This window comes from Nostoc sp. (genome assembly GCF_036916575.1).
Taxonomy (GTDB): domain Bacteria; phylum Cyanobacteriota; class Cyanobacteriia; order Cyanobacteriales; family Nostocaceae; genus Nostoc.
Genome location: NZ_JBALGC010000104.1, coordinates 1 through 14363 on the forward strand (window position 1 = coordinate 1; position 14363 = coordinate 14363).

The 14363-nt window shown below is 40.1% G+C and carries 12 protein-coding genes and 1 pseudogene; 6 read left to right on the plus strand and 7 right to left on the minus strand.

Annotated elements, in window-relative coordinates; genetic code table 11:
• Window positions 1–172: 172 nt before the first annotated feature.
• Window positions 173–2791, minus strand: coding sequence for an ATP-dependent chaperone ClpB (clpB, locus tag V7L29_RS21255; protein ID WP_334736733.1), 2619 nt, complete (start codon window positions 2789–2791; stop codon window positions 173–175).
• 267 nt (window positions 2792–3058) lie between these two features.
• Here clpB and V7L29_RS21260 point away from each other — a divergent pair, with 267 nt between their 5' ends.
• Window positions 3059–3325, plus strand: a complete 267-nt coding sequence (locus V7L29_RS21260; RefSeq protein ID WP_334736734.1) for a hypothetical protein — start codon at window positions 3059–3061, stop codon at window positions 3323–3325.
• A gap of 36 nt (window positions 3326–3361) precedes the next feature.
• Here V7L29_RS21260 and V7L29_RS21265 read toward each other — a convergent pair whose 3' ends face one another.
• The 3 genes from V7L29_RS21265 to V7L29_RS21275 are packed head-to-tail and all read right to left on the minus strand — an operon-like array spanning window position 3362 to window position 6702.
• Window positions 3362–4219: a hypothetical protein gene (locus V7L29_RS21265; protein ID WP_334736735.1), complete on the minus strand. Its 858-nt coding sequence runs from the start codon at window positions 4217–4219 to the stop codon at window positions 3362–3364.
• Between the two features lie 3 nt (window positions 4220–4222).
• A complete protein-coding gene (locus V7L29_RS21270; RefSeq protein ID WP_334736736.1) occupies window positions 4223–5587 on the minus strand; it encodes a DUF3696 domain-containing protein in 1365 nt (454 codons plus the stop codon).
• Window positions 5587–6702 carry a DUF262 domain-containing protein gene (locus V7L29_RS21275; protein ID WP_334736737.1) on the minus strand — a complete coding sequence of 372 codons (1116 nt, stop codon included), beginning with the start codon at window positions 6700–6702 and terminating at the stop codon, window positions 5587–5589. Before V7L29_RS21275 ends, V7L29_RS21270 begins: the two co-directional genes overlap by 1 nt.
• A 454-nt stretch (window positions 6703–7156) precedes the next feature.
• On the opposite strand from V7L29_RS21275, the gene V7L29_RS21280 reads away from it, so the two are divergent.
• The 5 genes from V7L29_RS21280 (at window position 7157) to V7L29_RS21300 (ending at window position 11974) form a co-directional block, all read left to right on the plus strand.
• Window positions 7157–7561, plus strand: coding sequence for a hypothetical protein (locus V7L29_RS21280; RefSeq protein ID WP_334736738.1), 405 nt, complete (start codon window positions 7157–7159; stop codon window positions 7559–7561).
• Window positions 7562–7599: 38 nt separating this feature from the next.
• The gene (locus V7L29_RS21285) at window positions 7600–7854 is read left to right on the plus strand and encodes a TIGR02450 family Trp-rich protein (protein WP_334736739.1); all 255 of its coding nucleotides are present in this window, start codon (window positions 7600–7602) and stop codon (window positions 7852–7854) included.
• A 742-nt stretch (window positions 7855–8596) separates the two neighbouring features.
• Window positions 8597–9463, plus strand: coding sequence for a ferredoxin:protochlorophyllide reductase (ATP-dependent) iron-sulfur ATP-binding protein (gene bchL / locus V7L29_RS21290; RefSeq protein WP_292774821.1), 867 nt, complete (start codon window positions 8597–8599; stop codon window positions 9461–9463).
• Between the two features lie 32 nt (window positions 9464–9495).
• A complete protein-coding gene (locus V7L29_RS21295) occupies window positions 9496–10284 on the plus strand; it encodes a DUF5331 domain-containing protein (protein WP_334736740.1) in 789 nt (262 codons plus the stop codon).
• Between the two features lie 286 nt (window positions 10285–10570).
• Window positions 10571–11974 carry a ferredoxin:protochlorophyllide reductase (ATP-dependent) subunit N gene (locus V7L29_RS21300; protein WP_334736741.1) on the plus strand — a complete coding sequence of 468 codons (1404 nt, stop codon included), beginning with the start codon at window positions 10571–10573 and terminating at the stop codon, window positions 11972–11974.
• Window positions 11975–12193: 219 nt separating this feature from the next.
• Here V7L29_RS21300 and V7L29_RS21305 read toward each other — a convergent pair.
• From V7L29_RS21305 to V7L29_RS21315, 3 genes and pseudogenes are all read right to left on the minus strand, one after another.
• Window positions 12194–13129 (minus strand): annotated as a pseudogene (locus tag V7L29_RS21305) (hypothetical protein); the annotation flags it as partial.
• Between the two features lie 26 nt (window positions 13130–13155).
• Entirely contained in the window at window positions 13156–13839 is a 684-nt protein-coding gene (locus V7L29_RS21310; protein ID WP_442944230.1) for an IS630 family transposase, read from the minus strand.
• A complete protein-coding gene (locus V7L29_RS21315; RefSeq protein WP_334736743.1) occupies window positions 13758–14360 on the minus strand; it encodes a helix-turn-helix domain-containing protein in 603 nt (200 codons plus the stop codon). Before V7L29_RS21315 ends, V7L29_RS21310 begins: the two co-directional genes overlap by 82 nt.
• Between the last annotated feature and the right edge of the window lie 3 nt (window positions 14361–14363).

The window sequence follows — 14363 nt, forward strand, 5'->3', positions numbered from 1 at the left end:
AGAGGGGTTGGGGGTGAGGGTCAAACCTGGAAAGTTCGCCAAATCTAGCTTTCACGTTAAGTTGACACCTATGAGCTTTTTCTGTGCCCCTACGAAAGATGTGGTTCAAATACATGAAAACTGCTGTAAGCTAATTAGGCGATTAGTATATAAGCCGCCGAATTAGTTAAATTTAGCTGGTAAACACCTCAACGGGTAAGCGACTAAAAGAAAGACGCTCATTTTGAACATCTACAAAGATGGTATTGCCATCGGTGAATTCACCGCGCAAGATAGCTTTAGCAATTTGAGTTTCTAACTCCCGCTGAATCGCCCGCTTCAGTGGACGCGCCCCATATACGGGGTCATATCCTACTTCTGCTAAAAAGTCAAGTGCAGCATCCGAGAGCTTGAGAGAGATTTTGCGATCGCTAAGTCTTTGACGTAGTCTCTCCACTTGCAGTAACACAATTTGCCGTAATTCCTTCTTATCTAAACCGTGGAAGATGATGATTTCGTCAATCCGATTCAGGAACTCTGGACGGAAGCTATTTCGCATCGCCTCCATGACTCGACGGCGCATTTCGTCGTAGTGGGCGTTATCCCCGGCGACATCAAGAATGTACTGCGAACCGATGTTGCTGGTCATGATGATAATAGCGTTCTTGAAGTCCACTTTATGACCTTGGGCATCAGTGACGCGACCATCATCAAGAATTTGCAAGAAGATATTGAAAACATCGGGGTGTGCTTTCTCGATTTCGTCGAAAAGAATCACTGAGTAAGGACGACGTCGAATCGCTTCTGTCAGTTGTCCGCCTTCTTCATAACCCACGTATCCTGGAGGTGCACCGATTAAGCGAGAGACGGCGTGTTTTTCCATATACTCCGACATATCGATTCGCACCAGCGCATCTTCGCTATCGAACATATATGTCGCCAGCGCTTTCGCCAACTCCGTTTTACCCACACCCGTAGGCCCAAGGAAAATAAAGCTAGCGATGGGACGATTGGGATCAGCCAGTCCAGCACGCGATCGCTGAATTGCATCCGCTACGGCTGTGACTGCTTCTTCTTGTCCAACCACCCGGCGGTGAAGTTCATCTTCTAAATGCAGCAGTTTCTCTTTCTCTGATTCCACCAACTTGTTGAGCGGAATCCCTGTCCATTTAGAAATGATTTCGGCAATATCACCTTCTGTGACTTCTTCCCGTAATAGTGATTTACCACTTCTTTGAGTGTTTGCCAATTCAGCTTCTACTGCTTCCAATTGGCGATGCAAACTGGTTAAAGTGCCGAATTTCAACTCCGCAGCACGGTTAAGGTCGTAGTCGCGTTCTGCTTGCTGAATCTCTAAATTGACCTGTTCAATCTCTTTTTTAACAGATTGAATTTTGTCAATGATATCTTTTTCAGACTGCCATTGAGTATTCAGCGTTCTTTGTTCTTCTTTGAGATCAGCAATTTCTTTTTCCAGTCTTCCTAGACGTTCACGAGAAGCTGCATCACTTTCTTTTTGCAGCGATAGCTTCTCCATTTCCAATTGCAGAATCTTGCGATCAATTTCGTCGAGTTCTTCTGGTTTGGAGGTAATCTCCATTTTCAGTCTAGCTGCGGCTTCGTCTACCAAATCAATGGCTTTATCTGGTAAGAAGCGATCGCTAATATATCGACTCGACAATACGGCTGCTGCAACTAAAGCACTATCAGAAATCTTCACCCCGTGGTGGTTTTCATAACGTTCTCTCAACCCGCGCAAAATCGAAATACTATCTTCTACACTGGGCTGATCCACATAAACCTGCTGGAAGCGTCTTTCTAGTGCGGCATCTTTTTCGATATGTTTGCGGTATTCATCTAAAGTTGTCGCCCCAATACAGCGCAATTCGCCCCGCGCCAACATTGGTTTTAACAAGTTACTAGCATCCATCGCGCCTTGGGTTGCACCAGCGCCGACAACAGTGTGAATTTCATCGATAAATAAAACAATCTTGCCGATAGATTCAGTAACTTCTTTTAATACTGCTTTCAGACGTTCTTCAAATTCACCCCGGAATTTTGCCCCTGCAATCAAAGCACCCATATCTAAAGCAATTAGCTTGCAGTCTTTGAGGGATTGAGGGACATCACCGGCAATAATCCGCTGTGCTAATCCTTCGGCGATCGCAGTTTTACCAACACCCGGTTCACCAATTAACACAGGGTTATTCTTAGTGCGACGAGAGAGAATTTGGATAGTCCGACGAATCTCATCATCCCGCCCAATCACTGGATCGAGTTGACCTTTTCGGGCGGCTTCTGTAAGGTCACGCCCGTATTTTTCCAGTGCTTCGTATTTGCCTTCTGGATTTTGGTCGGTCACTTTTTGGCTCCCACGAATTTGTTTAATAATATTTTTTAGCTTGCCTTCGTCTAAACCGAATTCTTGGAATAAACCTTTACCAAAGCGGTCATCTTTAGCATAAGCCAGCAATAAGTGTTCAATTGAAATATATTCGTCTTGAAACTCTTTGCGATATCCGTCTGCTCGGTCTAAAAGTGTATCTAAACTGCGTCCCAAGTAAACAGAACTGCTGCTACCGGACACTTTCGGCTGACGTTGGAAAAATTGTTCAGTGCGTTCACGCAGTTTTTGCAGGTTAACACCCGCTTTAGTAAAGATAACGTTGGCTAGTCCATCTTGTTCTAGCAGTGCTTTCAGCAGATGTTCGCTTTCTATCTGCTGTTGTTGATATTGTTTAACAATATCCTGAGTATGAGCGATCGCTTCCCAGGCTTTTTCTGTAAATTGGTTAGGATTAGTAGGTTGCATAGGCTTTTTCAGGAATGTAGAGGTGCAGTGGCTTGTCGCAGGTTACCACTAGAACACCAAGTAAAGAAAATTTATGTTCTCAATAGATATTGTAAGAACAGGATAGCGATCGCCTAGATCGGTGTTCACGTCTTGTGAAAGTCGTATTTTCCCCTAGTTCCAACTTTCCATTTGCGATTCTCAAGCTTCTAGCCATGTACTGAGATGCTTCGCTGTATCAACTATGAGAGCAAAATACCCTTTTAAATATTCTCTGATAGAAAAATTTTGCTGGATGTTTTGCAAGTGGGCAATCTTACAGTTTGGCTGGATGAACCCGACTGGCAAGAACATGTGGAGGAAGCGTTTAAGCAAGGTGCATCGGTTTCGCTGATAGCGCCTCCTGATGTGAGAGGAGATTTAAAGTCAGCAATGTTGAGTTTGGCAGTGGAACCGATAGAACTTGGGTTTTTGCAGATTTATCCGGTGGTAGAGAGGGTGCAACGACTTCACCGTGGTTTTGCAGTGCAGTTGCGAGTAATGGAAGCTATGTAGTGATATTAAAGTGAATAGCTGAGAAGCAAGCATTTCTCAGGATAAATCAATAGTTTTGTCTTTATCTTTTTTAGTAGTGTCAATATTACCTTGCAAGTCAGCTTCTCCAATATGAAATCGTCTTTTATCAAAAACTTCTAAATGAGCAGCTTTACCCTCATGTAAATTGTCTACATACCAATATCGTGATGTAGTCAATTCACAATAAATAAATCTTCCATCATACCTAAATGAGGTTTTTCTAAATCTTGTCGTATCTCGTAAAATCGTTTGTTCATCTCTTGGAGGTTCAGTAACATCTAAAGAATATTCTAATGAGCTTAAATTTAATTTATTTTTTAACCAATATTCCAGTGCTAGTTTACTATCAACACCATCTATACATATCTGATTTTCCTCTAAATTATTTTTAATAACTGTAATTAAACAACAGTTAATAATATGTGGGTGAGTTATTTGAAAATTAGAATTAATAAAATTAACTAACAAGTATTCCTTATTTCCGTTTTGAATTTTTCGTTCAGCTACTTCCGCTAAAGAAGTATCACCAACATTTTTATAATCATTGTCAATAGTTAAGCAATCAAATAAATCTTCTGAAGAATGCAACTGCTCTGTACGCCATTGTTTGGGATTTGACTTATTGAAGACGATATTAATAAAAGCAGTTTTCAAGGATTTATCTTTCAATTGATTAAGACTAGCCTTGAAATTATATCCTTTGATTGCTTCATAGTTAGCATATATATTGCTATCTTCTTTATAAAGTTCTTTATCTTTAATTCTTTGATTGATTAATTCAAAAATAGAGTTAAAAATCTTTATAGCATCTCGGAATTCTGCCTCTGTTATAAACTGTCCTTCTAGGGATACTTCGTTAATAAATATTTCCATTACTTACATTCCAAAAAGCCTAGAGAAATCTTTATCCATTTGGTCAAAAAATCCTTCTGGCCATTCTTCAATTCCTCCATCTGGCTGAACAGTAATTTGCACTACTGGCTGTTCTGGATTTCGCTGGAAATATAATATACTTAAATCTTTGGGAGTGATAATTTTATCAAGAACGGCTATCCGCAAGGCATTCAAGATATGGTCGCTGTGTGATTCAATAAAAACTTGTACGCCACAACTGCTCACTCTGGCTAAAAATTGGGCTAATCGAGATTGCGCTCTAGGATGCAGATGCGCTTCCGGATTTTCTACTATTAACACTTCTCCTTCTTTTGCAATCAATCCTGAAACAACAATAGGCAAAACGCAATGGTATCCAAATCCAACGTTAGCTGGTTTAAAACGGTCTTTTGAGTTATTCGTATTAAATAAAAGTTCGAGTATATTACTGTCAGAACTAGGAATTTCGACTTTTGCTCCATTAAAAATTTCATTAAGCCATTCTTCTGTTTGAGTATATAGAGTCTTTGCATCTTGACCTAGACATAACTTTTCATTGATTAAATCATCTCTCTTTTTATAGAGTAAGTTAACTGTAAATTCTCCTTTGGCTCCTACATTTGGAAATTTGTTCAAAGTAGCTTTAGGATAAGATTCTTGTGGTCCTAAACGGTCTGCTGAAATGTAATGTATCTTGTAAAAGTACAGAGATTTATGCAACGAATATACATCCAATCTGAGGTTGTATTTTTCTGGGGTTTTAAAATCATATCCCTCACCATAGAAAGGTAATAAATTAAGAAGACGACAAGAGCCTGTTCGTTCCGGTACTAGCTCTGGTAATTCACCTCGCTTTCCTTCATTAAAATCAAATCTATTTATATTAAAAATATTTGAATCTTTAATCTTTTTATATACTCCTTCAAATCCATAATCAGATTTTTTTCCATTAAAATTTATGATACCTTGATCAGAAAAAGTAATATTGCTTATCTGAGTTACCATATCATCTTCAAAATTTTCCTCAAAATCATATTCTGCGTAGCCGTGAAGCTTGAGATTATATTCTTGATAAGGATTCAGAATATGTTTATCTTCATAATGGTATATAAATTTGATTGACTCATTTCTGGAAGTACTACTGTTTTTAATATCTGTAAAGCTACCTAAGTTGACACAACTACCATTTAATACCACTTGAGACGCACTATCATTATGCTCAATAGATTGCCTCATTAATAGCAAAGACTGAAGAAGCGTAGACTTACCACATCCATTTATCCCTGTTAACAGAGTTATTTGATCTAATAAAAAAGATGTTCTTTCTTTAAAAAGTTTAAAGTTTTCTAATTCTATTTGTGTTATCACTATACGCTTCCTAAAACCTCTTGTGCAAGTTTAAATCTAGTAATTACTTTAGCTTTACTACTCGTAGCATATCTTATAGCATCAATATATTCTGTATTTTGTAGTAACTTATCAAAGTTATCTTGGATATTTTTTTTATTTTCTTGTAAAAAATTATCACTGTTAATTGAGAAAAAATAAGAAACAGATTCAAAAATAGCAATATTTATTCTTCCTCTCCTTTCTTGTGCAGGTAAACGAAAGTTTCTTTTAGCAAAAAATTCAAAAGTTAAATTCATAACTCTCATAAAATCATTTTTTAAAACCTCTATTTGTTCTTCTGTCATTAGATTAATTTTTTTCATTGCATTCTCCAAAAAATCGCTTAATTTACCCTGATATTCTGTTTCATAATCAAAAGTTTTAAATGCTAAGTAGCGCAAAATAGCTTCCCTATCCTTCATTCTTTTAGGAGATATTCCATAATCAATAGCTCTTTTAAAATAGTCTTTTTCTGATAGCTCTTTGAGGAGTGTAGTAGATTTTCCTGAAAAAATACCGTTTCGGACTTCTTGACGCTCAAGATATGTCCCACCCGTATTAATTCTATTAAAAATATCGTAAACAACTTTGGCTGGTACAGAAGGTTTAATAATGTATATATAAAGTTTTTTATCTTCTATTCTCGTTTGATAGTCACCCGGTAAATCTTTGAGTTTTGAAAAATTATAATCATTCAAATCTGTTAAAGCTTCTAAGCCTGTTAAGTTAAATTCATCATTAATAAATTCGTGTAATGTGGATATTCTTTGTAACCCATCTACAATAATATACTTACCTTCTACAGTTTGATTAACATACAAATGAGGTAGCGGAAAGTTAAGTATTACTGTTTCAATAAATTTACTTTTCTTTTCTGGTGTCCAAACTAAATTACGTTGAAAATCAGGATCAATAATCAGTTTTTTATTATCATATTGCCTCATTAACTCGAAAACTGTTTGAAGATCTCCTCTGATGTCAATATCTGCTTGAGTTGGGTCATAAGGATACAACCCCCCATTATCAGTTCTATCTTCTTCAGCAGTATCTTCATCTTTTTCAATTACATCACTATTTTGTACTTCAATATCCATTTATCTTTACTCCTTTTGTTAGCTGATATACGCGATATAGTTGGGACTCGCAGTGGATCTTAAAGCACCTGATACTTTGATTATGGCATCTCCTAGCCGCCCAGAATGCCCTCTACTAACTGAATGGCGATCGCATCTGAACCACTGCAAATATCGTTCACTTAGAAAAGATCGATAATAGTTAAGTAATCGTAGATCACAAAGTTTTTTAGAACCCCTACCACATGGGCATTTCAACAAAACAGCTAGACATGAGAAAATAACCGATTAATCAGCATTTCAGGCGACACCCTGAGTTAACACAAAGCGACCGCCCTGAAACTAACGCTGCTTCCACCAAATTTACGATGCCTGAAACCCTGATGATTGCGTCAGTTTCCGAAAGTTTGTGATCTACTGACCTTGCCTCCACACAGAGTTACCATAATTCCAGGTCGCCTAGTGGATGCTGAAAATGATTGACCCCTACGACTTTGAAGATGATGACTTTGACTTTGAGGATGAGGATTTCTTGAAAATAAAACCCATCAGCCAAATGACTGAAGGGGAAAATCTACAGAGGTTTAAGCGGTTCTTCGACAGCAGCAGCCGTGCTATGTTGCAAGACTGTCTATTTTGCATCGTCAATTACAAAGATGGTACGGGCACGTTAGAAATTCTTTGCCCTAACGAAGTCGTAAGACAACGCCTTTCCAAGAAAAAGCGCAAAATTACCAATAACATCAACACTTGCTGGAGCCATATCAGATGGTTTTCGCTATGTGTCCAGCAAGATAGTGAGTTGCATTGTCAGAAATTTACTCGTAATGGTGATTTGGTGACATCTTACAAGAGGGGGAGTGGGGGACAAGGGCAATAACCCATGCCCCATGCCCAATGGCAAATGACTAATAACAAATGACTAAAAAACAGAAATTTCCTTACCTAGTTGGTTCTAAGTGGACAGCACAGCGAAAAGTTGATGGCTGGCGACACTTCCAAGTTGTTAACCGGAAAAATCAGGCTAAGTGGGTTTACGCCGAAATGGTTGCTGCTTGCGATCCTAAAGTCCGTTTCTGGATAAATGCCAAATTATTACAAGATAGCTCCCAGTGGCAAGCTGGCTGGCAAACATTACAAGAAATCCAGGAACTTGAAACTGAGGTGTCCTGATTTGCCTCGTTCCCAGTCAGTGACTGGGAATGCCCATTAGTGGGCTGCCCCCTTCTTCACTGGCGGCAGCAGATCAATAACACGCATTTATAAGTATAACCCGGAAACGAGGTTTTAATTAACACATCTAAATGATTTTAATCAGCTTAGATAATATTTGGCAATTTAATAATTTTTTACAAAATCACACTAACTTACTCTCAAGCAGCAATTAAAGGGTCTTGGCTACCCACTGAAAACTACCAATTTATGTGCGATACCTTCTCTACGAGACGCTACGCGTAGCTTGCTTCCCCGTAGGGGTACGGTGAGCTACGCTAACGCAAATTTCATCGATATTTCTAGCATAGCGCTGCCTATGTCTCTCTTTACCCTTGACCCTGTGCCCCAATACCCTGAAAACACGTTGTATGAGGATCAGCTAATTCTAGGAAAACCATTCAAAAAAGCCAATTACAGTTTTTTGTATTTTGTAACTATTTTTATAAAAATAAGTAATAAAAACTGTTTATTAAATTTTTTTAGAGCTAATAAAATCTTTGAGGTTGATAGAACTCCAAAGACTTATGATTAAGCTTTAATTCATGATATTAGACCGTTTTACAAATTAAGAGCCACTTTCCTTTCTATGTAATTTGCCCAATAATGACAATCACAGACCTCACGCATCGCCATCTCAGGACAGGTGAAGGCAAATGTTTGAGCCACAAGTTTGACAAGAAGCTATAAGAGGCAAATAAAAGTGAAACTAGCAGTCTACGGAAAAGGTGGTATCGGTAAATCCACAACTAGCTGTAACATATCAGTCGCCCTAGCTAAACGTGGCAAGAAAGTGCTGCAAATTGGTTGCGACCCCAAACATGACAGTACCTTTACCCTGACTGGGTTTTTGATTCCGACAATTATCGACACCCTCCAAGAAAAGGACTATCACTACGAAGATGTCTGGCCGGAAGATGTGATTTACAAAGGCTACGGCGGTGTTGATTGCGTAGAAGCTGGTGGCCCGCCTGCGGGTGCTGGATGCGGCGGCTACGTAGTCGGCGAAACCGTGAAATTACTTAAAGAACTCAACGCCTTTGATGAGTACGATGTAATTCTCTTTGATGTTCTGGGTGACGTAGTTTGCGGTGGTTTTGCAGCACCACTCAACTATGCAGATTACTGCTTGATTGTTACAGACAACGGCTTTGATGCTTTGTTTGCTGCTAATCGCATTGCTGCTTCAGTCCGCGAAAAAGCCCGAACTCACCCACTGCGTCTAGCTGGGTTAATTGGCAACCGCACCTCCAAGCGCGACTTGATTGAAAAATATATAGAAGCTGTGCCAATGCCAGTTTTGGAAGTTTTACCTTTGATTGAAGATATCCGTGTTTCCCGTGTGAAAGGCAAGACTTTGTTTGAGATGGCAGAGCAAGATCCTTCTCTAGACTACGTTTGCGATTACTATCTCAACATCGCCGACCAAATTCTGGCGCGTCCCGAAGGTGTTGTACCTAATGATTCACCAGATCGTGAGTTGTTCTCTTTGTTGTCTGATTTTTATCTAAATCCGGGTAAACCCCAGGTTCCTAATTCAGAAGAGGAACTAGACTTGATGATTGTATAAATCACCAAGTTCTCAGGATGGGGGACAATAATATGGCTTTCTTTCACAGCTTTACAGATTCATTAAAGCAAAAGTGGTTGCAATTTTTCCAGAATAATCGGGACTGGATTAGCCTGCACATGGAAGTGGAATCAGTGTACACCCCTGATGGCGGGAAGCGACCACCTTCTTACCTCATCCTGGGAGTTCTTAACGCCCTAGAGCCAAAGCTAGCGCAGTTAATGTTGCCCTTTGCCAAACTTAATCCTGACGCCGATACGCTGATTGAGGTGCTGGATTTGCATTTTGACCCAGATTTCGCTCTCGGTAACCGCTTTGTGATCAACCCAGAAGCAGAGAAATACGTAGGAAAAGCAACAGCGATCATTGACGAAAAGCTTGAAGATGAAACATTGACACATTCTCATACAAATGGCTTTGGGTCGGTGGCGGTAGTTCAAGAGTTCGCAATAGTGGATTCTGATGATCAAAGCCTGGGGATCAGCGAGTTGGAGGAAACCGAAAATGCCTTTGGCGATATTTCTTTATCCAACGGACACGACTCAAAAGATGAGTCTCTCCAAGTCCCTAGTCTAGAAGCTGATGAGTTTGGGGAAATTGCCTTCGATACAACAGCTGCAAACGAAGTAAAGCTGGATGACGACCAGGCGCTTGAGGATAGTCCACTAGATGAGAATGCGTTTAAAGACGTGTTATCAGATGTCTGGGGTGATGAAACAGCTTTACAAAAGGCTGAAGAAAATAACGATTTATTAGGGGAAGAACTGCCAGCAGGCGTTTTTGATGAATCAGAAATTGCCCGTCTCTTCCCCAACGCTTAATTATTGCCGTTCTTCGTAATTTTAAGTTTTAGATTTGGGTTTTGGATTAGGAATTAGGGAAATTGTCGTTAGACAGAGGATACTTTAGTTGTCCCAGCCTTCAATCCCTTCGGGTTCAGCAGTCACTCATGGGGGAAACCCCCAAGACCCTTACGGGTTCGCCAGTCGCTTCAAGTCGGGAAACCCGCCCAACGCGCTGGCTCACTGCGCTGCTTCACCAAAATTATCAATCTAAAATCTAAAATTGGTCGATCTGCCATTAAATATCAAGGGGAGAAAAAACAAAATGACTGTCGCTCAACAACCAGAAGCTTTAAACTTTGAATGTGAAACTGGAAATTACCATACCTTTTGCCCAATTAGCTGCGTGGCGTGGTTATATCAAAAAATTGAAGATAGCTTCTTTTTGGTGATTGGGACAAAAACTTGTGGCTACTTCCTGCAAAATGCGATGGGGGTAATGATTTTTGCGGAACCCCGCTATGCAATGGCAGAGTTGGAAGAGGGCGATATTTCTGCACAGCTGAATGATTATGAAGAGTTAAAGCGGTTGTGCTTGCAGATTAAACGCGATCGCAATCCTAGTGTAATTGTCTGGATTGGCACTTGCACTACCGAAATTATCAAAACAGATTTGGAAGGCTTGGCACCGAAACTAGAATCCGAAATTGGGATTCCCATCGTTGTAGCGCGGGCAAATGGTCTAGATTACGCCTTCACCCAAGGGGAAGACACCGTATTAGCAGCAATGGCTAACCGTTGTCCTGATAAGGCTCCAGTGGCGGAAACAGAGAAGAACGAACGCAATGCGATCGCTAAATTGCTCAACTTTGGTAAGAAGAAAGAAGATGTCGCCCAAGATGAATCTGAGTACGTGGATCATCCACCCTTAGTTCTCTTTGGCTCCCTTCCCGACCCCGTAGTTACTCAGTTAACCTTGGAACTGAAGAAACAAGGTATCAAAGTTTCCGGCTGGCTTCCTGCGAAGCGCTTTACTGAACTGCCAGTACTGGAAGAAGGGTATTATGTCGCTGGTGTCAACCCCTTCCTCAGCCGCACTGCTACCACCTTAATGCGCCGCCGCAAGTGTAAACTGATTGGCGCACCCTTCCCCATTGGGCCCGATGGCACTCGCGCTTGGATTGAAAAAATCTGCTCGGTGTTTGGTATTACTCCCAAGGGTTTAGATGAACGGGAAGCGCAAATTTGGGCTGGCTTGGAAGATTACGTGAAACTGATTCGCGGTAAATCTGTATTCTTCATGGGTGATAACTTGCTGGAAATTTCCCAAGCAAGATTCTTAATCCGTTGTGGGATGACTGTTCACGAAATCGGCATACCCTATATGGATAAGCGCTATCAAGGTGCTGAGTTAGCATTGCTGGAGAAAACTTGCCAGGAAATGGGTTCACCCCTACCAAAGATTGTAGAGAAGCCGGATAATTACAATCAACTTCAGCGAATTTATGAGTTGAAACCAGATTTGGTAATTACTGGTATGGCTCACGCTAACCCACTGGAAGCACGCGGTATAAATACTAAGTGGTCTGTGGAGTTTACTTTTGCTCAAATTCACGGCTTTACAAATGCGCGTGACATTTTAGAATTGGTGACTCGTCCGTTGCGTCGGAATAATAATTTGAAAGATTTGGGTTGGGATAAATTGGTGAGAGAAGAAGCAAAGATTTAGATTTGGGTTTGGATTTAGCAACAGCAAAATAGTATGTTAGGGCGAACTTTTGGGTTCGCCTTTTTTTTATGAACCGCAGAGGCGCAGAGAACACAGAGGAAGAAAGAGAACTTAATTCATATCAAATCCGTTTTATCGGAATTATTCCTCTTTCCTCTTCCTCTGCGCTCTCAGCGTCTCTGCGGTTTTATAATCATTTAGATGCTACCCGATTGGATATCAGATGGAAAGCTGTAACTCTAAAGGTTTGGATGGAATGATGTACATTAATTCTGCACCGTCTGGTTTAATTTCTGTTGACGGAGTTAATTTAAGCCAGTCATGAAAGCTGATTCCTAATTGGGATATTGCTTGTACTTCTGTTTGGTAAGATTCAAACCTGCGATTAGTTTCAATCATTGATTCCACTACCTCCAAAGTTTTAGGAAGACGTGCGTAAATCTGCGGCTTAGGATCATCCCAAATTGCTTTGCCTACCCAATCTACTTTGGAATACCAAATTGCTGCTGGTATTGATTCTACCCACTTCCAGTTATTCGGGTCTTGAGCCAACATGAATAGATTCATCCGTTGCATATCAAAGACTGCATTTTCATCCAAAGTTGGATCGAGCCATTGGTAAATTCGGGTTAGCCTCCGCAAATCAATCTGACCTCTGAACTGAGGCTGTAAGTATACTGCTGGGTTAAAAGTAAGCAGAAGCTTAACATATTTCTGAATACGAGAACGAATAACTATTGACCCTTCTTGAAAGCGACGAAGTGCTGTAGTGTGTTCTTCTAATTCTAAATAGCAACGTGCTTCAGCTAGGTAAGCTAAAGATAAAGTCAGCAGATATTCATCAGCAATTTGGCTTTTTTGCTCAATTTCGATATCGGTGTATTCAGTATAAATATGCTCTGCTTCTAAAAAGCGGTTAATAGCTTGTAGTGCGCTGCTTCTACGATTTTCAATTTTGGTCATCGTAAAAGCATTAGTTGCTAATTCGATTGCAGTACGAAAATTTGCATAGAAACTAAGGTCAATTTTACGATTAATATTATTCAACACTTTTTGTGCTTTTTATAAACGTTGTTCTAATTCCTTAAGTCGTTGTGCTATTACAACAAATCCTATAACTGAGACACCCAGATTAAGTATACTGACTGCGCTAGTACAGGTCGGCGGAAATAAACAGACCATTAAATAGCCAAAACTTTGCCCTTGTATGTCCACTTAAAAGGTTTAGCCATTGTTTGATTAAAGTAGTCAATAAACTTGAGAATTCGATTTTTCAAATCATTCTGACTGAGGAAACTGGCTCTTTTGAGTAACTTGCGAACCAAAATACTGAACCAAATCTCGATTTGATTGAGCCACGAAGAATGTTTAGGCGTGTAATGGAACACAATTCGGTGTGTTGGGTCACTCAAAAAAGTAGCGCGGGATTTCATTGATTTCAGGATGCCACTTTCTCCCTTAATACCCAAGTCAATATCCAAACCTTCTTTTTCTGCAACCAAATGAACCAGAGACTCAGACTGATAAGTGTTCAGGCAGTCCATAATCAGATTCCATTTTTTAGCCTGGGGGTCAGTTTCAATCGTTCGACGAATATGAAGGGCAAAATCAACTTCTGTTCTTGTATCTCCACAGGTCGGCTCGACAATTTGACCAGTAGCAACATCAAAACTGGCAATTAAACTTTGTGTGCCGTGACGGATGTACTCAAATTCCCTTCTTTCGACTTTGCCTGGTCGCATTGGCAAGTCTTTTTCTAAGCGTTCAGTAGCCTGAATACCTGTCATTTCATCAATGGATATTGTACGTTCCCCGTGAACATTAGGCTCAATCGCACTGATGTATAAACCAGTAATATTTTCCACTTTTTTGTCAAATTCTTCGTCCACAGGGGGGGGGTTAACCAGTAGCGACTCTGGTGGGGTTTAAGTTCTGCTTCTTCTAATAATCTTCCAATATGGCGGACGGATATGCTTTCAATAATCCCTTGTTTAATGATTTCGTCCGCTAGTTCTCTTGGTGTCCAATGACTTATTGGTCGTCCGTAATCGGATGGTGGAGAACAAGCCAATGCAAACAGCTCGATTACTTGTTCCATACTAAATTTTACTGGTGTACCAACACGCTCTTGATCTTGTAATCTTTGAAAAATCGATAATTCTTTACCCTCGGTTTCCAACCATCGGTTTCTCCATAAACGAGCCATCTGCCTATTAATGTTTAAATTCCGGGCGATTTCACGATGATTTTCACCCTCAGATGCCATGAGAATTATTTTGGCTCGTAGCACTATCTGTTGTGGCGTGTTGTGTCTGTTAATCAACTGTTGGAGTTGATCACGCTCACCATCGCTTAAATTTAATATTTTAGGAGTTAATCTAGTCACACC